The following is a 20,760-nucleotide window of genomic DNA, read 5'->3' as shown; positions in this document are numbered from 1 at the left end:
AATTAATTACTGTTTGTATTTAGAAAGCATGTAAGCAAGCTCAAAGCGAAGGCTACTACAGAGAACACAGTTCTTGCCAAATGCAGTTGATTCCATTTATGCTCATAAGTAGTTCTTGTTTGGTGTAGTGCATTTTGAGTCATGTTGTTTAGGTCTATTTTGTCAAGAGCCTCGTTCATAGGTACGTTGCCCAACATAGTTATACCTATAGTGCCTACCAGATAGCAAACCATTGCTGCTGTTATTATTATAAATGCAGATTTGCTTCCTTCTTGATATTGAGTGTAGGTAGCTGCCAGTAGCAATAGAAAACTGCCAAAAAATATAAGTGCAAAAGCAGGGTTTTGTATTGCTCTGTTTATAGACTGCATAGTGTCTAGATAATTTTTATCAGAGATTAGCTTAGTACCTGGTATCACTGACACTTGCCATGCATAAAACAAGCCTGCCGATAAGCCCGTAAGTAATACGGCGGTATAGAGCGAAATGTTTTTAAATAATTCCATTATGATGCTATTTTATATTTTGAGTAAAAAGCCATGTTTTTAAAATGGCATATTCTTGTTGTGTAAGCGTTATGTCCTTCCCTTTAGGCATGCGTTTTTTGATAAATACTTGCCTGTTGATTTTTGGGGCAAGTGTATTCATGTTGTCTAAGGTGAATACCTTTTTCTTGTTTTGTTTCTTGTGACAAACATTGCATTTTGCACGTAGTACAGTAAGTGCCGCAAGCTTAGGACTGCCTGTAGTTTTGGCCACGTAGTCAGGTGGTGTTGTATACTGACTATTTTCAGTTGCCCTGAAACTGGAGAGTAGAAAAACGCATAGCGTTGCAAAAATTAATCCTTCAATAAATTTGTGTAAATGCCTCATCGTTTATTGTTTCAATAAGTTGATGACGCAAAGGTGCAGCGGCTATCGCCGAGCTCTTGGTTTGAAAAGGATTAAGATTTGTTCGAAAAGGATTATTGCTTTATTTCACTTGGCCTAAAGCCATATTTCTTTGCAAAAGCATTAGAAAAAGAGCTGAGGCTATCATAGCCAACATGCCACGCCGCTTCTTGTATGGTCATGTCTCCTGTTCTTATCAGGTCATGAGCTTTTGTAAGCCTTTCGTTTTGCAGATACTTGAAAACAGGTACACCAAAAAGTTCTTTAAAATTCTTTTTGAGTTTAAAGCTGTTAAGGCCTATTTGTTTGGAGAGCTCTGTAAGAGAAGGTGGCGTTTCCAGGTTGCTAAGTAGTATTTCTTTAGCTTGGTATAGTTTGTCGCGTTCTTCTTGTTTTACGACCTCTTCTTTCATGCCTGAGAGGTAGCCAAAGAAATGAGATAACAATATGGTCATCTGACTTCTAAAGAACATCATTTTTGTTTTGCCTTCATATTTGTTGTTGAACACTTGCTCCAATACAGCATGCATTTCCGGTGTCATAAAAAATAGAGGGCCTTCTACATAATGATCGGTAGGGTTCACGAGTTGATGTAACAGGCTGGCAAATATTTCACCTTCTTGGTTAGGGAGCTTTTCTAAGTTCCTTAATGTAGTGGCTATAACAATGCATTGTAAAGGTTTGTTGGCAGAGACAGTATGTTCAAAAGATACTTGCTCGTCTGCATAGAAGGAGAGTGCCATCCCTTTAGTGTGCTCAAAGTCTTTCTGCTTGTCTGCATACTTGACTGATAGATGTACATTGCCAGCTCCGTAAAAAGCTACTGCTATTACTGGCTCATCAAAAAAGCAAGCATCTACAGCTTCCTCAATGCTGTTTGCTTCTTCTACAAGTATTGTGAAGTCGTTGATGTCTATGATATCCCTGTTCACCTGCTTTGCCTTATGATAAGATAGTGGAAAAACCTGTCTGCCAGTGGCCAAATAATAAATGCTGCAATTGATGATATAGCTAAAAGAATAGCAGTGTTTTTTAGCGATATGTAAAAGTCGTTGCTAATTATTTTGCTAACAAAAGGTGGTAGAAATAGGAATAATACCCTACCAAAACGTGTAGATAGGAACTGTTTCATTATCACTAAGATAGAGAAAATATTATTCCTTGCTTTTAGCACGTGGTATTGCAAAGATAACCACTACTGATATTGCTAAAGAGATAGCTACATAGCGCATGTTAAGCTTAAAGTCGTTTATAATAAGCCATAAAGCAAGCTGTAGTAAAAATATCACAACTATTTCGCCAAGTTTCTTTAGCAGGTTGTTTTTCATGGAGTTGAAGGTACAAAAAAGCCCCGCGATACCGCGAGGCTTTCTATATAGTAATGCACAATGGTTAAATGTGCTTTTTGAAGTATTCTAGTGTTCTTTTCAACCCTTCACTACGGTCTACTTTTGGTTCCCATCCAAGTAGTTCTTTAGCCTTAGTAATGTTCGGTTGGCGTTGTTTAGGGTCGTCTTGTGGTAGCGGTTCGTAAATAATCTTAGATTTCGATCCTGTAAGTGCAATGACTTCTTCTGCAAAGTCTTTTAAACTGATCTCTACAGGATTACCCACATTGACAGGTAGGTGATAGTCAGATAATAATAAACGATAAATACCATCTACTAAGTCATCGCAATAGCAGAAAGAACGAGTTTGAGAACCGTCACCAAATACGGTTACATCTTCACCTCTTAATGCTTGGCTCATAAATGTTGGTAGTGCGCGTCCGTCATCCAGTCTCATTCTTGGCCCATAAGTATTGAAGATACGAACGATGCGTGTTTCTACCTGATGGTAGTTATGGTAAGCCATAGTGATACTTTCCATAAAGCGCTTTGCTTCGTCGTATACGCCACGTGGGCCTATTGGGTTTACATTTCCCCAGTATTCTTCTGTTTGTGGATGCACCAGAGGGTCTCCATATACTTCTGATGTAGAAGCTACAAGTATGCGGGCTCCTTTAGCTTTAGCCAAACCTAAAAGATTATGTGTGCCTAGGGCGCCTACTTTTAGAGTTTGTATTGGCATCTTCAAATAGTCTATAGGACTAGCCGGAGACGCAAAGTGCATGATATAATCGATATCGCCAGGTACGTGAACGAATTTGGTCACGTCGTGATGATAGAAAGTAAAATCTTCTCTAGGGAAAAGGTGCTCAATATTTTTTATGTTACCCGTAAGCAGGTTGTCCATGCCTATTACTTCACAACCTTCTTTTATAAAGCGGTCGCACAGGTGAGAACCTAAAAAGCCTGCTGCTCCAGTTACTAATACTCTTTTTTTCTTACTCATGTTTTATGTTTGGTGGGTATCAATAATTTTATGCTTGTACAGGTAGTTTCTTTCTTAGTCCTTCATGTATTGTTGCTCTACCCATGCTTTCGTAATAGAATCCCAGTTCCTGCATTTTGTCTAAAGAGAATACGTTACGCCCGTCGAAAATAAATGGCGTTTTTAACGCTTCGTCTATTCGTCCGAAGTTTGGATTGCGGAACTCGCTCCATTCTGTAGCGATTATTAGAGCGTCTGCGCCGCTAAGTGTATCGTATTGATCTTTAGCAAAGTAAACATCATCGCCAAAAATAGCTTTTACATTAGGCATAGCTTCAGGGTCAAAAGCTCTTACTGTAGCTCCTGCCTCTTTTAGTTCTTTTATTAGTTCTAAAGCCGGTGCTTCTCTGATGTCGTCAGTTTCAGGTTTAAACGCCAGACCCCAGACCGCAAAAGTTTTGCTGCTCAGGTCGTTGCCAAAAACCTCTTTTATTTTGCTTCCAAGAATCGTTTTTTGTCTGTCATTCACACTCATGGTAGTTTCTACGAGTTTGAAATCGTAATCGTATTCACGAGCGGTACGTGCCAATGCTTGAACATCTTTTGGGAAACAGCTACCGCCATAACCAACACCCGGGAAAAGGAATCGTTTGCCTATACGGCTATCGCTACCCATACCCACACGTACCATATCTACATCAGCTCCTGCACGTTCACATAGGTTGGCCATTTCGTTCATGAAAGAGATACGCATAGCTAGGTAAGAGTTAGCTGCATATTTTGTCATCTCAGAAGAACGCTCATTCATGAAATATATAGGGTTGCCCTGGCGCACAAAAGGTTGATATAGCTCATCCATTATTTTTCTTGCCTTCTCTGAAGAGGTTCCTATCACTACACGGTCGGGTTTTAAGAAATCATCTACTGCAACCCCTTCACGCAAAAACTCCGGGTTAGAAACTACATCAAATAGTTCACGATCCAAGTTTTGTGCTAATACTGCAGTAACCTTTTCTGCAGTACCTACAGGTACAGTGCTCTTATTTACTATAACAGTGTATTTGTCAATTATTTTGCTCAGGTCTTCTGCTACTTGAAGAACGTATTGTAGATCTGCAGCGCCATCTTTACCAGGAGGGGTAGGTAAGGCTAAGAAAATTACCTTGGCATCTTTAATGCCCTCATTAATATCTGTAGTAAAAGATATTCTATTTTCTTTGATGTTTCTTTCCAGTAATACGTCTAGTCCTGGTTCATAAATAGGTGTTTCTCCCTTACGTAATTTCTCTACTTTATTTTTATCAATGTCTATACACACTACATCGTTGCCTGTTTCAGCAAAACAAGTGCCTGTAACTAACCCAACGTAACCCGTGCCAATAATTGCTAATTGCATATAAATAAGGATAATTTTGCGCAAATGTAGTTATAAATTTTCGGTAGCACAGGTTGGTATGTTACTTCTTAGAAAAATATACGCGGTTTATATTATATTTATATCCGCATTAGTCCTTTAAAAAATATGTTTATGCTAAGTAGAAGTGCTTATCGTTTAGGTTTAGTAGTACTGTTGTCATGTATTACGGTTTTCTCGGCTTGTAAAAAAGATGATGATAATGATACAACCACCGAAAATACTGGTTATGCTGAAGACCTCGTATTGATACAACAGTCTTTTGATGATTTGGATGAAATTGTGATGAGAGCACAATATGGGGGTACAGGCTCATTGAAAGGTGGTGAAAACCCACTAGCTGCCTGCGCTACGATAATACATGACACAGCAACAACACCTAAGAGAATATTAATAGATTTTGGTAATACTGGTTGTATCTCTTACGATGGAAGAGTTAGAACAGGTAAGCTAAATGTTTTCTATGAAGGAGATTATAGAACTGCAAACTACTACCATAGGGTCGAGCCTCAGTTTTATACTGTTGACGGAAATAGAGTGTCTGGTATAAGAAAGATCACTGCCGTAGGTAGAAATATGCAAAACCAACTTTATTATACTGAAGAAGTAAAAGGGGAAGTTGTCCTTAAAAATGGAGGCGGAACACTTAAGGCAGATAGCAAACGTACACTTACTATGGTTGCAGGGGAACAAACCCTAGATGTGACTGATAATGTTTATTCTGTAGATGGGTTTGGCGAAATGACAAGAGCTAATGGTGAAGTGTTTACTACAGAAGTCGTAAAGCCTTTAAACGTTTCATTTAGCTGTAATTACATTAATAAAGGTGTAATTAGAGTTATCCCAGCGGGTTTCACACATAGGTTTGTAGACTATGGGGATGGAGCTTGTGATAATAAAGCAACCGTTACTGTAAATAATGTAGGTAGAGTTGTGACTCTTCCATAGAATAAAAGGTTAATAATAAGATAGTTAAAAAGGCTGCCATTGGCAGCCTTTTTATTGTTAATGGGAAATATGCAGAGAAATCATAGTAAAAGCTATTGTGCCTATTTAAGTAGGTAAGGAATATGTCTATTTTTCCATCTGTTCGTAGAATTTGCGCCATTCAGAGGTGTCGTATATTAGGTGAGACTCTTTTATGATGCCATTTTCAACTTTAAACCATTCTGATGCCGTATTTGATTCAAGCCCTTGAATGGAAGAATTAAAATTGTAAAATGTAGCTACCCAGTTGCCATTTTCAGCCATATTAATGATCTCTATACCAGTTATAACACTACCGATTTCTTTAGCTAGTGCTATAAATTCTGCTTTTGAATTTAACGATACTATTGGGTTCTTAAACTTATAATCCTCTGCGAGTAGATCTAAGGATATTTTTATTTGTTTAGGGTCATTAAATCCATTTAAAAATGTTCTAACCACTTCTTGATTTGTCATTTTATGTTTTTTTTCTTGTCCGTAAGAATTGAATGATAGTATAGCGAGCGCTATTATCAATAAATATTTCATTGTCTTCATTTTTAGATTAATAATGAAGCAAAAATCAGGATTGTTAGTCCTTTCTTTCTTGGTAAAAACCAAGATTTTATAGACTAATAGTATTGATTAATTTACTGAAATTGGTTTGGTCAATTCGTAAATAGGAGGCTATATCTTTTTGAGCAACCATATTGAGTAGATGTGGACTTCTTTTTATGAACTTTTTAAAACGAGTTTCAACATTAAATGCTAAAAGCTCATGATGTCTTTCTATTACGTTTAGTAAAAACTGTTCCATTATCTTTCTAAAAAGAGTTTCAAGCTCACGGTGCTTTTCTAATAGTTGCATATGTTTTGTGTACGAGATACGTAAGAATTTACTATCCGTAATAGTTTCAAGGTAGTATCTGGAAGGTGTTTGGGTAAAAAAGGACTCGACCACACCGCTAAATGACGGAGCGTAAGCAAAAAACATTACATGCTGCTTCCCATCATTTAGATAATATGATTTTTGAATTCCTTCTTTTACAAAATATAAATAACGTTCCTTTTTTTCTGGTTCTGATATAATTGTCTTCTTATTTACAGAATATTCTGACCAATGAGAAAGGTACTCTTCAAGAATTCTAACATCAATTCTATATATATCTAATAAGAATTGCTTCATAGTTAATTTGTAATTAGCAATAGCAATATAAGGAGTAAATAGAACTGCTTTAATAAAGTATTAATAATAAGATAGTTATAAAGACTGCCATTTACAGTCTTTATATTATGTTGATAACTAGTTAATTCATAATGAACAAGTTCTATATAGTAATAATGGATATTTTTATATTTTGATACCACAAAATCCAACTATTATGAAAAAATACATCGCCGAGCTGATCGGTACTTTCTCCTTAGTATTATTTGGTTGCGGCGCAGCCGTAGTAGCAGGCATCTCTTCTACAGGACCAAGCGGTTTAGGTTTACTTGGTATTTCGCTAGCTTTTGGTCTCGCTGTAGTAGTAATGGCTTATGCCATAGGACCAATATCTGGTTGTCATATCAATCCTGCGATTACTATTTCCATGCTAGTCGCTGGCAAAATTAGTGTGGCAGATACTGTAGGTTATATTGTAGGGCAAATGATAGGAGCTGTAATTGCAGCATGGGTGCTGTATACTATACAAACAGGTATGCCGGGTTTTACTATGGGCGAATGGGCTTTAGGGTCCAACGGATGGGGAGAAGGCTATCTGGGCGGTTATTCGCAAAGTGCAGCATTCCTTACTGAAGCAGTGATGACCTTCTTATTCCTATTTGTAATTTTTGCTACTACCTCTAAAATGGGTAATGCGAATATGGCGGGTTTAGCTATAGGTCTTACGCTCGTATTAATACATATGGTTGCTATTCCAATAACAGGCACATCAGTTAATCCTGCACGTAGTTTAGGTCCGGCAATATTTGCGGGGGGCAAAGCTATGTCGCAACTATGGCTGTTTGTTGTAGCGCCAATAGTAGGCGGTGTAGTAGCAGCTATAGTATGGAAGATGCTATACGGTAAAGAAGGTTAACTAAGAAGTAAATTGAAGCATGATACTATAAGCAGCTTGTGATGATCTCACAGGCTGTTTTTATTTCCTCGCGAGTAATAGTAAGTGGTGGTGCTATGCGGATACAATGGGGCGCAAAAAGAAACCAGTCGGTAAATAAGCCTTTTTTAAGGCACTGGTCAATACAGGCTAAAACAGCAGTGGGATTTTCTAACTCAACAGCCATTAGTAGTCCCTTACTTCTTACAGCGTTGATCTTATTGTGTTGTAGTAGTTGGTGAAATAATGCTTCTTTTTCGGGTATTTCCTCTAGTAGCTTATCTTCAATAATAATGTCCATAGCTGCAGCACCCGCAGCACAAGAAACGGGATGGCCACCAAATGTGGTAATATGACCTAGTACAGGGTTGTCAGTAAATGCCTGCATATTATTATAAGAGGATACAAATGCTCCAAGAGGCATGCCACCGCCTAGTGCTTTTCCTAATAATATAATATCAGGTATAATGTTAAAATGCTCAAATCCCCAAAAAGTACCTGTACGGCCAAAGCCGCATTGTATCTCATCTATTATCAGCAGAGTACCAGTAGCTTCACATTTTGCTGATAGTTGCTGCATCCATTCTATGGTAGGTATGCCTATACCAACTTCTGCCTGTATAGGTTCTATAATAACACAGGCTGTTTTTTCGTTTATGGCATCTATAAGTTCTTGACTATTATGATCATAATGCCAGATTCCTGGTAATAGAGGACGGTATGCATTACGCCAGTACTCATCCCCTATAATGCTAAGTGCTCCTTGTGTAGAACCGTGATAGCTATTATTACATGCTATGATCTCATGTCTTCCTGTCACTCTTTTGGCCAATTTCATGGCCCCTTCTGTAGCTTCGGCACCCGAATTGGTGAAATAAACACAATTGAGCGCTTCAGGTAGGTGGTTGGTTATTTTTTCTGCATAGCTTGTTTGCGGGCTTTGGATGAGCTCGCCATATACCATAATATGTAGGTAGTCATTAGCTTGTTTATTAATAGCGTCTAATACTTCTTTCCGCCCATGCCCAACATTGCACACGCTAATTCCACCTATTATGTCCAGATATTTCTTTCCCTCTCTGCTATATAAATAGTTACCCTTTGCTTTTACTATGTCTAATGCCATAGGGGCTGGGGAGGTTTGTGCTATATGTTGCTGAAATATGCTGCGCTGGTTCATTGAGGCAAAGGTAGGGCTGATTTAGGGTAAATAAAAGGCAGGTAGAGCTGGTTTTAATAGTCCAATATTTCAATTATAAAATAGCCGCCTTGTTAGTTAATATTAAATTAACATTGAGGTAACCTATCCGTAACATAAAGTCAACATCACGGTAACATTGGAGTATGACTTTTGCACTATTAAATAGGCTTTCATATGCGCATTTTTTCAATGTTAATCGCAATGCTACTAATAGGTAGTGTTTCGTTTGCTAAAAACAAAATCTCGGGTACTGTAAAAGACGCAGGAAACGGGGATCCCATTATCGGTGCAGTACTTAATGTAAAAGGTACTAGCATAGGCGGAGTTACTGATTACGATGGTAATTTTACATTATCGGTTGAGCCGGGTGTTTATGATGTAGAGGTTAGATATACTTCTTATAGTACATATACTATAGAGAAAGTAGATGCTACAAAAGGTGATGTAACCAGTATCGCTGTACAAATGAGTACTGACTCTAAAAAACTAGAGGAGCTTGTAGTAAAAGCTAAAGCTAACAGAGAGTCAGAAAAAGCACTTTTGATAGAACGTAGAAAATCTACTGAAGTAATTCAAAAAATAGGTTCGCAAGAAATGTCTAGAAAAGGCGTTAGTGATGCAGCTGAAGGTTTGAATAAAGTAGTAGGTGTATCTTCTAGCGATAATAGTACTAACAAAGTAACTATGGTTCGTGGTTTGGGTGATAGATATAATATGGTAACATTAAATGGTTTGCCAATACCTTCTAGCAACCCTAACCTAAAGGTAATGCCATTGGATATATTTCCTACAGGTGTTATTAAGAACGTTGCGGTATCAAAATCATACTCACCTCAATACTATGGTGATGTAGCTGGTGGTGCTATAGACATTACTACAAAAGACTATGCAGAAGATGGTTTTGTAACAGTAGGTGTAAGGCTAGGTGCTAATACGATCACTACAGGTAAAACTTTCCTTACTTCAGGAACAGGTTTGAGCACTACTACAGGTTTTGACAGAAGTAGAAGAGCAATGCCTGATGCTGTTGCTGCAACTAAGCAATACGATTCTAAAGCAGAAGGAGTTACTTCTTCTCCTTTTAATACTAAGTTTACTCCTAAGACAATATCTGCATCTCCAAACTATGGAATTAATGTTTCTACGGGTAACTTCTTTAAGATGGCAAAACAAGGAAGCGGTATAGGTTATTACGCTTCTCTAACACATAGAAACGCGTCACGTTATAGCCCTGGTATCCTAGCACTTTACAATGCACAACAAGATCCTATATATAACTATAATACGAACAACTACGAGTATACAGCTAATACTACTGGTTTGATAAACGTGTCTTATAGAATAAATAACAAAAATACTGTTGGTGTTACAGCATTGATGGTTAATGATGCAAATGATACTTGGATCGAGGCTAGAGGTACTGATAAAGACTTAGGTCCTATTCTTTCAAGAAGAAATAACTACGTACAAAACACACTTTGGACTACACAGTTGTTAGGTACGCATGATGTGTCTAAGAACGGTAAGTTCGTATGGGGATTATCATACAATACACTTAAAGGTAGCATGCCGGATCGTACACAAAACACTTTCCGTATTAGCCAAACACCAAATGGTGAAGTGTATACTTTCGCATTCGATGCTACTTCAAACAACCAACGCTTTTTCTCTAATCTAGATGATAAAGAATATGCAGGTAAAGCGGAGTACATCCAAAGATATAATGATAAAGAAAAAGGACTGATAGAAGTTAAGGGTGGTGTTAACGCAAGATATAAGAGCCGTGTATTCAATGCGAGAGCAATTGATATGAAGATATCTTCAGGTGCTGCAGTTGATTTGAATGATGTTGATGCTCAGTTCTCTAACGATAAGCTAGGTGACGGTACTAAGAGTACTTACAAGTATATAGAATCTTACTACGCTCCAAACGACTATGAAGCTACTTTACTATTAGGTGGTGCATATGCAAGTGCAGAGTTTAAATATGGTAAGGTGCGCATTATGCCAGGTTTACGTGCAGAATATTCTGATCAAGTGATCTACTTCAAAAAAGCTTCTGATACTTATAGCAGAGACTTTAGAGATACAAGCATATCTGGTGTGAATCTTATGCCTGCATTAACTGTTAAGTATGAAGTGAACAAGCGTTCTAACTTAATGTTTGCTGCTAGCCGTACTATTACTCGTCCTCAGTTTGTGGAAGTTGGTCCTTTCCGTTACAACCTTACATTTGGTACTCAAGAGGTTGAAGGTAATCCATTACTTAGAAATGGTACGAACTACAATGCAGACTTGAAATATGAGTTCTATCCTACAAAATCTGAGATCATCTCTGTTAACTTGTTAGGTAAGTATATGGTTGACCCAATTGAGATGGTAGTTGCTGCTTCGGTTGATCCACTATTAACTTATGTAAATACAGACAGAGCTTATGTAGCTGGTGTGGAATTGGAATACTTGAAAAACTTAGGTAACCTTTTCGGTAGCAAGTCTAAAGTGTTACAAAATTCAAACTTAGGATTTAATGCTTCTTACCTATATACACAAATACAAATAGATGATGAGAAAGCGCTTGATGCAAATATTCCTATTACGGTTACTAACAAGAGCCGTCCATTAATGGGTGCTTCTCCATATTTGATCAACTTCGATTATAACTACAAGCACTATTGGAATAAGGACAAGTCAACAAGTTCTCAGTTCACACTAGCTTACAACGTTTACGGACGTAAGGTGGTAGCTGCGGGTAGCCAAGGTGCAGGCGATATTTATCAAATGCCAGTGAATACTTTAGACTTCACAGTAATGAACAAGTTCAAAAATGGTCTTGGTGCTAACTTGAGTGTACGTAACCTACTTAACCCGAGCATTGTACAAAATCAATTGTTTGGTGAAGACAAGCTAGAGGTAGTAAGTTATAAGAGAGGTATTGATGTGAACTTAACGATCAACTACACAATAAAGTAATAAGAATAGATAAAGTACAGATAACCTTCGCATAACAATTAGGTAATCTACCACTAATACTTTTGTGTCAAAATAAATGAAAATGAAATCTCTGAAAAAACTTTTAATTCCTGCTCTTGCTGTAATGACATTGGCTACAGCATGTAACGACAAGAAAAGCAATCCAACTCCTACACCTACTCCAGGTACACTTGCAAACGGTTCAACGCTTGAAGGTGAAATTACAAGTAACACTACTTTGAGTGCTGGTAATACTTATACTCTTAAAGGTGGTGTCCATGTTAAGTCTGGTGCTACTTTAACTATCGAAAAAGGTGTTACAGTTAAGTCTGACGCTAACGAGCCTGCAACTGCTTACTTACTTATCGAGCCAGGTGCTAAAATAAACGCTGTTGGTACTGCTACAGAACCAATCGTATTTACTTCTGGTAAAGCAACTCCTGCAGTACAAGATTGGGGTGGTATTATCGTATGTGGTAAAGCTCCAATTAACGTTACTGGCGGTCAAAACGCTTCTGAAATGGGTGCTGGTGTAACTTACGGTGGTACTGATGCTGCTGATAACTCTGGTACTATCCAATATGTACGTGTTGAGTACACTGGTAAAAAACAAAACCAAACTAAAGAGCACAACGGTTTCACTTTCGAAGGTGTTGGTTCTGGTACTACAGTTGATCACATCGCAGTTTACAAAGGTGCTGATGATGGCATCGAATTCTTCGGTGGTACAGTAAACGTTAAATATTTCTTCGCTTACGGTGCACAAGATGATTGTATCGACTGGACTTACGGTTGGACTGGTAGCATGCAATACGCTGTAGCTGTTCAAGCTGACGACGTAGCTGATCGTGGTTTTGAAGGTGATAACAACGGTAGTAACAATACACTTACTCCATACTCTTCTCCTAAGATCGCTAACGTAACTCTAGTAGGTTCTCTAATAGCTGGTACTGATGATGGTAATGGTGGTTTAGCAACTGGTAAAACTCGCGCAATGAAATTACGTGAGGGTACTAAAGGTATGATCTACAACGTAGTTGCTTACAACTTCAGCAGCGGTATCGAGTGTCAACACGACCAATCTCTTGCTAACATGAACGACGGTTCATTAGTGATCAAAGGTCTTCACTTAGAAAATGCTAGCCATTTCAAATATGCTCCAAGCACAGGTTCTTACACTGGTGCTAAGCCTTTCGAAACTGAAGCTTCTAACGCTACTGCAGCAGCTGGTACTCCATCTTTCATCTCTGGTAAGTATGTAGGTACTACTGCAAGTACAGTAAACGCTTCTGCTATAGGTTTAGAAAGTGCACAATTCAAAGGTGCTACTGCTACAGCATGGGGTACTTGGACTCGTATGTAATCACACTGAGTTGTAAATAAATTATATAAAAGAAAAAGGCTACCAATTGGTAGCCTTTTTTTGTAATTGAATATAATTAGGAAATCGGTTTTAGACCTAATCCCTTAGCCTTTTCTAACATGAATTGGTAAGCAGACGCTCTATTGTTGTCAATATCACCATCGAGTATGGCTTCCCTTATCGCTGTCTTAATAAGGCCAACCTCTCTTGACGGTTGCAAGTTGAAGGTTTGCATTATCTCTTCGCCACTTATAGGTGGTTGCCAGTTTCTTATCTGATCAGCTGCTTCTACTTCTTTGAGCCTTTCTCTTACTGCTTCAAAGTTCTCTAAATAGCGTTTTACTTTTTGCTTGTTTTTAGATGTGATATCACTCTCGCAAAGTATCATCAAATCTTCCAGGTCATCACCGGCATCAAAAAGCAATCTGCGCATAGCAGAATCGGTTATTTCTGCTTTGGTTAAGCTAATGGGGCGCAGGTGCAATGCTACAAGCTTGGCAACATATTTCATCTTGTCATGTTGCGGAAGCTTTAGTTGCTTGAATATTTTAGCGGTCATACGTTCTCCCACCGCGTCATGTCCATGAAAGGTCCAGCCATGTTCTTTCTCAAAACGTTTGGTAGGAGGTTTGCCTATATCGTGTAAAATAGCTGCCCAACGTAACCAAAGATTATTGCTACGGTTGCAGACATTATCCAGCACCTGTAGGGTGTGGTAGAAGTTGTCTTTATGGCCCTTGCCATCAATATAGTCTACTCCTGCCAGCGCTACCATCTGTGGGAAGAACTGGTGTAGTAATCCTGTCTTGAACAGTATTTCAAAACCTACGGAAGGCTTATCTGCAAGTATTATTTTATTCAGCTCATCAGTGATGCGCTCTTTAGAAACTATCTTGATGCGCTCTTTATTACGAGCAATTGCATCATAGGTTTCATAGTGTATTTTATACCCCAGTTGTGTTGCAAAACGTATACCCCTCATCATGCGTAAAGGGTCATCTGAGAAGGTAATGTCTGGGTCAAGCGGTGTGCGCATAATGCCCTCCTTCATGTCGGTTAAGCCATTGAAGGGGTCAATAAGCTGCCCATAGTCGTCTTTATTGAGGCTAATGGCTAAGGCGTTGATGGTGAAGTCTCTTCTTTTTTGATCATCTTCTAGTGTGCCATTAGTAACTATAGGTTTTCGAGATTCCCTATTGTAAGACTCTTTTCTGGCACCTACAAATTCTACATCAAAATCTCCATGCCTGAAATGAGCAGTGCCAAAATTTTTAAAGAAACTAACCTTCGGCTGCTTTGGTAGCTTTTTAGCTACAGCATGTGCTAAGTCAATACCATTACCTACACATACTATATCAACATCTTTTGTAGTACGGTTTAGTAATTTATCCCTTACAAAGCCCCCCACTATATAGCTGGGCATACCTAGTTCTTCACCAGCGTCGGCTATAAGCTCAAAAAGTTTAGATTCAATATCGGTACAGGCAATATCCATATGGGTGCAAAACTAAAATAGTATTATAATTATTAGGCTCTTATTATTTTAATACTACCGTCGTGTTCATCTATTTGTATTATTTGTGATGGTGGGGCAGCATTGTCGTCATCTTGTCTATGTTTTACTACATAGTCTACACCGTTAATAATTTCAGATGCAACATCTTTAAAAATTTGGGGGCTTGGAGCTCCGCTAATGTTCGCAGATGTAGATACAATAGGTTTCTTTAGTCGCTTGATAAGTGCCTTGCAAAAAGGGTCTGTAGTTACTCTTATAGCAATTGTACCACTTTCATGCACCAGTGCTTCAGGCAAGTCTATAGCATTATTATAAATGACTGTAGTTGGCTGTTTGAAGTTTTCTACTATATCTATGATGTCAGGATGGGGGGTAGCAATATATTTTAAGATGTCTTTTGCCTCTGCCAACAGTACGATGAAGCTCTTGTTTTGCGGTCTTTTTTTGAGGTTATAGACCTTTTCAATGGCTTTTTCATTGGTTGCATCGCAGCCTATACCCCATATTGTATCTGTAGGGTATAATATGGTTCCCCCGTTTAATAACGTGTCAAAACAGTTTTTTACATCATTTTCAACGCTATTCATATGTTTATTATCAGGCATATAAATAAGAAAGTCTATTTTTTTAACAAAAATAAGATGATTAACAGTGGGTTAACAAACCTTTTATTTAGTAATAATGGTCTTTGGTGTTATATTTGTAGTATACATATTAAAAAGACTAAATGATGAAAAAGATTTTACTTTCTATAGGCTTTGTTACTCTTGTTAGTTCTTTTGCAATAGCTCAAGACAACCATGCAGGTCACAACCATGATCACTCTACAGTATCAGCAGCACCTCCAGTAAAAGCTGCGCCTAGTAATGCAGCACCTACACAAGGTACTGCTAATGCAACTATTAATACGAACATGAAACCAGAAGACATGATCTTCACTGAAGAAATTCATGACTTTGGTACCATACCAGAAGGCCCTAAGGCTGAGTATGAATTCAGCTTTTTGAATAACGGTTCTGAGCCAATTGTTATTCAGCAAGTACATGCATCTTGTGGTTGTACTACGCCTTCTTATTCTAAAGAGCCTGTAAAGCCAGGAAAGAAAGGTACTATTAAGGCAGTATATAATACTCAAGGTCGCCCTGCTCCATTTAACAAAACAATTACGGTTGTTTCTAATGCAGGTACAAAAGTATTGGTGATAAAAGGAACAGTTGAAAAAACTCCTGATAGCTCTGTACCAAAGAGCAACTCAATGATGAAGACATTTTAATTAAAGTAAACAGATAAATTATATATTAGACAGATATGAAACATTTAGTAACAACACTATTATTTGTAGTAGCAGGATTGATCAGCGTTCAAGCGCAGGATAAGAATAGTAAAGCACCTCGCTTTGAGTTTAAAGAAGAAACACATGATTTTGGTACGCTTCCTGAAGGTCCAAAAGCTACGCACGTGTTTGAATTTAAGAATGTAGGTAAGGAGCCATTGATCATCCAAAATGCATCAGCATCTTGCGGTTGTACTACACCAAACTGGCCAAAAGAGCCAATTCTACCAGGTAAAACAGGTAGCATTACAGTAGAGTATAATACTCAAGGTCGTGTTTCTCCTTTCAATAAGGATATCTACATTTTATCAAATGCTGAAGTTCCAGACGGGAAAGAACGTTTCGAACTACACATCAAGGGTACTGTAGTACATGCTGATGAGTATGAGAAAACGAAAAAATAAGAATAATAAAGATCTTATATAAAGAGGTTGAAGTAATTCAACCTCTTTTTTTATTAGCACTTTTTTGAAACCGATTATATAAATTTGCGCCATGCCAGTTATATCACATCGTGGGGCGTCTATGCCACCATCTCCGATAAGAAAATTAGTGCCATATGCAGAAGCTGCAAAGGCAAAAGGCGTTAAGGTGCACCACTTAAATATTGGTCAGCCCGATATAGAAACGCCTAGTGAGCTGCTAGAAGCAGTGAAAAATACCGACATGAAGGTGTTGGAATATAGCCATAGCGCAGGTTTTGAAAGTTATAGAAGAAAGCTGGTGAGCTATTACAAGAAACATAATGTTGATGTTACTCACGAACAGATAATAATAACTACAGGTGGTTCAGAAGCTATTTTGTTCGCCATTATGAGTTGTTTAGACCCTGGCGATGAGATCATTATACCTGAGCCGTTTTATGCGAACTATAATGGGTTTGCAACTAGTGCTGGTGTAAATATTGTACCTATTCCATCTACTATAGATGAGGGGTTTGCATTGCCTTCGGTTGCTGATTTTGAACAAGCGGTAACTACAAGAACAAAGGCTATAATGATATGTAACCCTAATAACCCAACAGGTTACTTATATAGCAGGGAAGAGTTGGAAATTATCAGAGATATCTGTTTGAAAAATAACCTATTCTTGTTTAGCGACGAGGCTTATAGAGAGTTCTGCTATGATGGTCGCGACCATATCTCCGCATTGTCAATTGACGGGTTGGAAGAGCATGCTGTATTGTTAGACACCATATCTAAAAGATATAGTGCTTGTGGCGCTAGAATAGGAGCTATGGTTACTAAAAACCAGCAGCTTATAGGTGCTGCTATGAAGTTTGCACAGGCAAGACTTAGCCCACCTTCTTTGGCTCAAATACTAGCAGAAGCCGCTATTGATCTTGATGATGATTATTTTGCTTCAGTGCATGCCGAGTACAATGCCAGAAGAGATCTACTGGTAGGAAGACTACAAGCAATGAAGGGGGTAAAATGCCCTATGCCTGGTGGCGCTTTCTATGCTATGGCAGAGCTCCCTGTAGACGATAGTGAAAGCTTTTGCCAGTGGTTGTTAGAAGAGTTCTCTTATAAAGGAGCAACACTAATGATGGCACCTGCAGCAGGTTTCTACTTCACTATTGGTCAGGGAAATAGGGAAGTCCGACTAGCATATGTGCTTAATAAAGATGACATCAATGAAGCGATGGATTGCCTGGAAGAAGCATTGAAAGTATACCCAAACAGGTTGGAGCTATCGATTTAGGCTTCTACCGAGGTAAATTCAAATTTACTACCATCAAACAGGCCAATGTCGCTCAGCTTTAATGCAGGTATGACGAGCAAGGCCATAAAAGATAAAGTCATAAAAGGGGCGTGTAACTGCGTCCCTAATTTTTTTGCCTTTTGGTCAATGTCACTATACTGTTTGGCTATAGTGTTGCCATCAACGTCGGTCATTAAGCCAGCTACAGGCAATGGTAGGGTATCTACATTTTCAGTATCCGTAGCTACAGATATTCCGCCCTTGGCAGCTATCAGGGCATTGACAGCGGCGCATATAGAGTCGTCGTCTACTCCTACCGCTATAATGTTATGGCAATCGTGTGCTACTGTAGAAGCAATGGCACCTTGTTTAAGGTTGAAGTTCTTGATAAAAGCTTTTGCTACAGGGGCATTTTTTTGATATCGGTTTACGACAACTATTTTTAAGATGTCGTTTTCTGTATCACTAATTATTTGACCTTCTTTAACCTTGCCGTCCATTAGCAAAGGGTTAGTAATTAGCTGTCCTTCTAAAGCCTCGATCACATTTATTTTTGTAGACTTTTTTTCAGTGTTTATTTTAAAGTCTTCAACGTTTTTGTAGGCACAGTCAAAGTTGTTTAAAGGATTTACAGTTACATCCTCTAAAAGAGATTTGCCTTCTTCGGCTACAAGTGCTCCCTTGATATAAGTACGTTTAGTATTGAGATCAGTTAAGTTGTCTACTACTATAAAGTCAGCATCATCACCTGTTCTTAAAAGTCCAACGGGTACTTTATAATGTTGCACGGGAGTAACACATGCAGCATTCAATACATCAAAAATATCGTAGCCTTTTGCTATTGATCTTTTTACCACATCGTTAATATGTCCTAACACTAATTCATCAGGATGTTTGTCGTCGCTACAGAACATCACTTTCTCTGGGTGTGACAGGAGTAGAGGGTGTAATGCTTCAAAATTTTTGGCAGCACTACCTTCTCTTATGATGATCTTCATGCCAGCATCTATTTTGTCCATCGCTTCTTCTAGGGTAAAGCATTCATGATCAGTTGTAATGCCTGCTGCAGCATAGGTGTGCGCTTGTTCCCCCCTTAATCCAGGTGCATGCCCATCTATTGGCTTGCCTAATACTTTAGCTGCATCAAGCTTCACCATTACTTCTTTGTCTTTATACAATACTCCGGGAAAGTTCATCATTTCGGCTAAGTACCATATGTCGGGGTTCTGTAATAAAGTTTTGATCCCTTCGGCATCGATAGTAGCACCCGCAGTTTCGAATGAGGTGGCAGGAACACAAGATGGTGCTCCAAAGAAAAATTGGAAAGGTGTTTTTCGACTATTGTCGATCATATATTGTACGCCTTCTATACCACATACATTTGCTATTTCGTGAGGGTCGGAGATGGTGGCAACAGTACCATGCTTTACTGCAATGGCTGCAAAAGCAGTAGGTACTAGCATAGAACTTTCAATATGTATATGGGCGTCTATAAAGCCGGGTAGTATATATTGGTCAGGAGCGTCATCAATAGGTGTAATTGATGCTATCTTTTTATCAATAACAGTTACTTCTGCTCCAAATATTATTCTATTAAATAGATCTACGTACTGACCGGATACTTTATAAGACATAACTCAAAAAAGGTTGTGCCGTAAAGTTATAAAATTGACTTTCCCGACCGAGCCATCTCTACTTTCATTTTTATTAAATGTACCATGTTGGATGCTCTGTTTTTGGCAAGGTCGGCAATTTCGCCTTCGTATAGTTTATCTACGGTAGAGGTCCATAAGTTTAGCCACTGACCGTAGTGCTCTTCTTTGAGGGGGATATTCTGGTCTAGCTTTATGTGCTTCTGTATAGGGTTGCCTGAGTAAGTGGCTTTACCTAATAAAACAGATTCCCAAAACTGATACATAATAGGCATATGATGCGACCAGTCATCTCCTATTGTCTCTTGAAAAATGTATCCGATAGTGTCATCTTGTTTTACATCATCATAAAATGTATTCACAAGTAACTCTATATCTTCTCTGTTTTGTATATCTAGCTTACTCATAATAGAGCAAATGTAGCCCTATTGTCATTGTTAAAACATGATTTTGAACAGTTTATGACTATGTATAGCTGTTTGGTAGGATGATATGCGACTTTCGTAGGATGAAAACGCACTTTCGTGAGATGTAGGGTGTAAAAACCCTCAAATAGGAGGAGCTTTACAAAAGAGTTAGCCCTTATACGTCCCTGTTTATTAGTTTTTATAAAAGCTAATAGTAATTAATATCAGCTAAATGTTGCTTGGAGCAGTATTTAGCTTTTATTTTTTTATCGGTTTACTAAAAAGCAAAATACCTCGCCCGGACCATGAACCCCCACTACTAGTGTTTTTTCAATATCTGCCGTACGGCTAGGCCCTGTGTTTAGGTTTATCATTGAAGGTATATTATCGCCATATTTTTTCTGGATATGGTTGATCGCGTCTTTAATATCGTTGACTACTTGGTCTGTATATGCTACAATAATATGTACAGGGTAGTAGATAGAGGAAGTACGGCCCATATTTTGTTTACTACTAAGTATCACAGACCCTGTACGCGCTACTACTGTCTCACAACCTGTAATGCAGGCATCCGCATGCTCTATTTCTACTTCAGATGATTCGGCAATGTTGAGCTGATTATTGTTCAGAAGCGTTAGTAGCTCCTTCTCTGAGCATAACATATGTTTCCATCCCAAGTTCTCATGTAGCTTCACTATATTATTCAAAAGAGCTGTCTCATCTTCACAAAACACGAATTTGCCACCTAGTTGATTGAAGTTCTCTGCAAATATTTCTTCCAGAGAGTTGCTGTCAGGAGCATATATCTCTTCTTTTGCTCTTTGCTCCACTTCAGGGTAAGGCATGTCTATCTGATCCTTGTTCAGCGACTTTCTTATTTTACTAAGAATATTCTCCTTCGACTTCGATGTTTTTAATGTAGACATTATGC

The 20,760-nt window shown here is 38.4% G+C and carries 21 protein-coding genes; 7 read left to right on the top strand and 14 right to left on the bottom strand.

Going from position 1 to position 20,760, the window contains the following annotated elements:
• Positions 1-2: 2 nt before the first annotated feature.
• The 6 genes from R2800_14590 to R2800_14565 all read right to left on the bottom strand — a co-directional run bounded on the left by R2800_14590 (position 3) and on the right by R2800_14565 (position 4,600).
• The gene (locus R2800_14590; protein ID MEZ5018284.1) at positions 3-506 is read right to left on the bottom strand and encodes a DUF1772 domain-containing protein; all 504 of its coding nucleotides are present in this window, start codon (positions 504-506) and stop codon (positions 3-5) included.
• A 7-nt stretch (positions 507-513) separates the two neighbouring features.
• Positions 514-873, bottom strand: a complete 360-nt coding sequence (locus R2800_14585) for a hypothetical protein (GenBank protein ID MEZ5018283.1) — start codon at positions 871-873, stop codon at positions 514-516.
• A gap of 92 nt (positions 874-965) precedes the next feature.
• Positions 966-1,874: an AraC family transcriptional regulator gene (locus R2800_14580; GenBank protein ID MEZ5018282.1), complete on the bottom strand. Its 909-nt coding sequence runs from the start codon at positions 1,872-1,874 to the stop codon at positions 966-968.
• Positions 1,875-2,045: 171 nt separating this feature from the next.
• Positions 2,046-2,219: a hypothetical protein gene (locus R2800_14575; GenBank protein ID MEZ5018281.1), complete on the bottom strand. Its 174-nt coding sequence runs from the start codon at positions 2,217-2,219 to the stop codon at positions 2,046-2,048.
• 64 nt (positions 2,220-2,283) lie between these two features.
• Positions 2,284-3,225 (bottom strand): UDP-glucuronic acid decarboxylase family protein, encoded by a 942-nt coding sequence (locus R2800_14570; protein ID MEZ5018280.1) that lies wholly within the window; start codon positions 3,223-3,225, stop codon positions 2,284-2,286.
• Positions 3,226-3,253: 28 nt separating this feature from the next.
• Positions 3,254-4,600 carry a UDP-glucose/GDP-mannose dehydrogenase family protein gene (locus tag R2800_14565; GenBank protein MEZ5018279.1) on the bottom strand — a complete coding sequence of 449 codons (1,347 nt, stop codon included), beginning with the start codon at positions 4,598-4,600 and terminating at the stop codon, positions 3,254-3,256.
• A 132-nt stretch (positions 4,601-4,732) separates the two neighbouring features.
• On the opposite strand from R2800_14565, the gene R2800_14560 reads away from it, so the two are divergent.
• On the top strand, positions 4,733-5,566 hold the full coding sequence (locus R2800_14560) for a hypothetical protein (GenBank protein MEZ5018278.1): 834 nt from the start codon (positions 4,733-4,735) through the stop codon (positions 5,564-5,566).
• A gap of 126 nt (positions 5,567-5,692) precedes the next feature.
• Here the strand turns inward: R2800_14560 and R2800_14555 are convergent, their stop codons facing one another.
• Together R2800_14555 and R2800_14550 are read right to left on the bottom strand one after the other, a co-directional pair.
• Positions 5,693-6,133, bottom strand: coding sequence for a nuclear transport factor 2 family protein (locus R2800_14555; GenBank protein ID MEZ5018277.1), 441 nt, complete (start codon positions 6,131-6,133; stop codon positions 5,693-5,695).
• A 76-nt stretch (positions 6,134-6,209) separates the two neighbouring features.
• Positions 6,210-6,770: a cyclic nucleotide-binding domain-containing protein gene (locus R2800_14550; GenBank protein MEZ5018276.1), complete on the bottom strand. Its 561-nt coding sequence runs from the start codon at positions 6,768-6,770 to the stop codon at positions 6,210-6,212.
• 196 nt (positions 6,771-6,966) lie between these two features.
• Between R2800_14550 and aqpZ the strand changes: the two genes are divergently transcribed.
• Positions 6,967-7,665: an aquaporin Z gene (aqpZ, locus tag R2800_14545; protein MEZ5018275.1), complete on the top strand. Its 699-nt coding sequence runs from the start codon at positions 6,967-6,969 to the stop codon at positions 7,663-7,665.
• A 25-nt stretch (positions 7,666-7,690) separates the two neighbouring features.
• On the opposite strand, the gene R2800_14540 is transcribed toward aqpZ, so the two are convergent.
• Complete coding sequence (locus R2800_14540; GenBank protein ID MEZ5018274.1) at positions 7,691-8,809, bottom strand: aspartate aminotransferase family protein; 1,119 nt, start codon at positions 8,807-8,809, stop codon at positions 7,691-7,693.
• 249 nt (positions 8,810-9,058) lie between these two features.
• On the opposite strand from R2800_14540, the gene R2800_14535 reads away from it, so the two are divergent.
• Positions 9,059-11,854, top strand: a complete 2,796-nt coding sequence (locus R2800_14535; protein MEZ5018273.1) for an outer membrane beta-barrel protein — start codon at positions 9,059-9,061, stop codon at positions 11,852-11,854.
• A gap of 82 nt (positions 11,855-11,936) precedes the next feature.
• Positions 11,937-13,217, top strand: coding sequence for a hypothetical protein (locus tag R2800_14530; GenBank protein MEZ5018272.1), 1,281 nt, complete (start codon positions 11,937-11,939; stop codon positions 13,215-13,217).
• A 76-nt stretch (positions 13,218-13,293) separates the two neighbouring features.
• Here R2800_14530 and R2800_14525 read toward each other — a convergent pair whose 3' ends face one another.
• Positions 13,294-14,712, bottom strand: a complete 1,419-nt coding sequence (locus R2800_14525; protein MEZ5018271.1) for an HD domain-containing protein — start codon at positions 14,710-14,712, stop codon at positions 13,294-13,296.
• A gap of 32 nt (positions 14,713-14,744) precedes the next feature.
• On the bottom strand, positions 14,745-15,320 hold the full coding sequence (locus R2800_14520; protein ID MEZ5018270.1) for an L-threonylcarbamoyladenylate synthase: 576 nt from the start codon (positions 15,318-15,320) through the stop codon (positions 14,745-14,747).
• 140 nt (positions 15,321-15,460) lie between these two features.
• Here R2800_14520 and R2800_14515 point away from each other — a divergent pair, with 140 nt between their 5' ends.
• The 3 genes from R2800_14515 (at position 15,461) to R2800_14505 (ending at position 17,770) form a co-directional block, all read left to right on the top strand.
• A complete protein-coding gene (locus R2800_14515) occupies positions 15,461-16,006 on the top strand; it encodes a DUF1573 domain-containing protein (protein MEZ5018269.1) in 546 nt (181 codons plus the stop codon).
• Between the two features lie 35 nt (positions 16,007-16,041).
• Positions 16,042-16,470, top strand: coding sequence for a DUF1573 domain-containing protein (locus R2800_14510; GenBank protein MEZ5018268.1), 429 nt, complete (start codon positions 16,042-16,044; stop codon positions 16,468-16,470).
• Positions 16,471-16,561: 91 nt separating this feature from the next.
• Complete coding sequence (locus tag R2800_14505) at positions 16,562-17,770, top strand: pyridoxal phosphate-dependent aminotransferase (protein ID MEZ5018267.1); 1,209 nt, start codon at positions 16,562-16,564, stop codon at positions 17,768-17,770.
• Here R2800_14505 and ade read toward each other — a convergent pair.
• The 3 genes from ade to R2800_14490 all read right to left on the bottom strand — a co-directional run bounded on the left by ade (position 17,767) and on the right by R2800_14490 (position 20,755).
• Positions 17,767-19,404 carry an adenine deaminase gene (ade, locus tag R2800_14500; protein ID MEZ5018266.1) on the bottom strand — a complete coding sequence of 546 codons (1,638 nt, stop codon included), beginning with the start codon at positions 19,402-19,404 and terminating at the stop codon, positions 17,767-17,769. The two genes, R2800_14505 and ade, sit on opposite strands and share 4 nt — an antisense overlap.
• A gap of 26 nt (positions 19,405-19,430) precedes the next feature.
• Positions 19,431-19,829 (bottom strand): group III truncated hemoglobin, encoded by a 399-nt coding sequence (locus R2800_14495; GenBank protein MEZ5018265.1) that lies wholly within the window; start codon positions 19,827-19,829, stop codon positions 19,431-19,433.
• 266 nt (positions 19,830-20,095) lie between these two features.
• Positions 20,096-20,755: an LUD domain-containing protein gene (locus R2800_14490; protein ID MEZ5018264.1), complete on the bottom strand. Its 660-nt coding sequence runs from the start codon at positions 20,753-20,755 to the stop codon at positions 20,096-20,098.
• Positions 20,756-20,760 lie beyond the last annotated feature (5 nt).

Source organism: Flavipsychrobacter sp. (genome assembly GCA_041392855.1).
Lineage (GTDB): Bacteria > Bacteroidota > Bacteroidia > Chitinophagales > Chitinophagaceae > UBA5543.
Note: the sequence above shows the minus strand (reverse complement) of the source record. Positions and strands in the feature narration are given on the sequence as shown.

Excerpts from the sequence above, each read along its gene's own strand:
- R2800_14590 (MEZ5018284.1), bottom strand. The coding sequence starts at position 506 with ATGGAATTATTTAAAAACATTTCGCTCTATACCGCCGTATTACTTACG.
- R2800_14585 (MEZ5018283.1), bottom strand. The coding sequence starts at position 873 with ATGAGGCATTTACACAAATTTATTGAAGGATTAATTTTTGCAACGCTA.
- R2800_14575 (MEZ5018281.1), bottom strand. The coding sequence starts at position 2,219 with ATGAAAAACAACCTGCTAAAGAAACTTGGCGAAATAGTTGTGATATTT.
- R2800_14570 (MEZ5018280.1), bottom strand. The coding sequence starts at position 3,225 with ATGAGTAAGAAAAAAAGAGTATTAGTAACTGGAGCAGCAGGCTTTTTA.
- R2800_14565 (MEZ5018279.1), bottom strand. The coding sequence starts at position 4,600 with ATGCAATTAGCAATTATTGGCACGGGTTACGTTGGGTTAGTTACAGGC.
- R2800_14560 (MEZ5018278.1), top strand. The coding sequence starts at position 4,733 with ATGCTAAGTAGAAGTGCTTATCGTTTAGGTTTAGTAGTACTGTTGTCA.
- R2800_14555 (MEZ5018277.1), bottom strand. The coding sequence starts at position 6,133 with ATGAAATATTTATTGATAATAGCGCTCGCTATACTATCATTCAATTCT.
- R2800_14550 (MEZ5018276.1), bottom strand. The coding sequence starts at position 6,770 with ATGAAGCAATTCTTATTAGATATATATAGAATTGATGTTAGAATTCTT.
- aqpZ (MEZ5018275.1), top strand. The coding sequence starts at position 6,967 with ATGAAAAAATACATCGCCGAGCTGATCGGTACTTTCTCCTTAGTATTA.
- R2800_14540 (MEZ5018274.1), bottom strand. The coding sequence starts at position 8,809 with ATGGCATTAGACATAGTAAAAGCAAAGGGTAACTATTTATATAGCAGA.
- R2800_14535 (MEZ5018273.1), top strand. The coding sequence starts at position 9,059 with ATGCGCATTTTTTCAATGTTAATCGCAATGCTACTAATAGGTAGTGTT.
- R2800_14530 (MEZ5018272.1), top strand. The coding sequence starts at position 11,937 with ATGAAATCTCTGAAAAAACTTTTAATTCCTGCTCTTGCTGTAATGACA.
- R2800_14525 (MEZ5018271.1), bottom strand. The coding sequence starts at position 14,712 with ATGGATATTGCCTGTACCGATATTGAATCTAAACTTTTTGAGCTTATA.
- R2800_14520 (MEZ5018270.1), bottom strand. The coding sequence starts at position 15,320 with ATGAATAGCGTTGAAAATGATGTAAAAAACTGTTTTGACACGTTATTA.
- R2800_14515 (MEZ5018269.1), top strand. The coding sequence starts at position 15,461 with ATGATGAAAAAGATTTTACTTTCTATAGGCTTTGTTACTCTTGTTAGT.
- R2800_14510 (MEZ5018268.1), top strand. The coding sequence starts at position 16,042 with ATGAAACATTTAGTAACAACACTATTATTTGTAGTAGCAGGATTGATC.
- R2800_14505 (MEZ5018267.1), top strand. The coding sequence starts at position 16,562 with ATGCCAGTTATATCACATCGTGGGGCGTCTATGCCACCATCTCCGATA.
- ade (MEZ5018266.1), bottom strand. The coding sequence starts at position 19,404 with ATGTCTTATAAAGTATCCGGTCAGTACGTAGATCTATTTAATAGAATA.
- R2800_14495 (MEZ5018265.1), bottom strand. The coding sequence starts at position 19,829 with ATGAGTAAGCTAGATATACAAAACAGAGAAGATATAGAGTTACTTGTG.
- R2800_14490 (MEZ5018264.1), bottom strand. The coding sequence starts at position 20,755 with ATGTCTACATTAAAAACATCGAAGTCGAAGGAGAATATTCTTAGTAAA.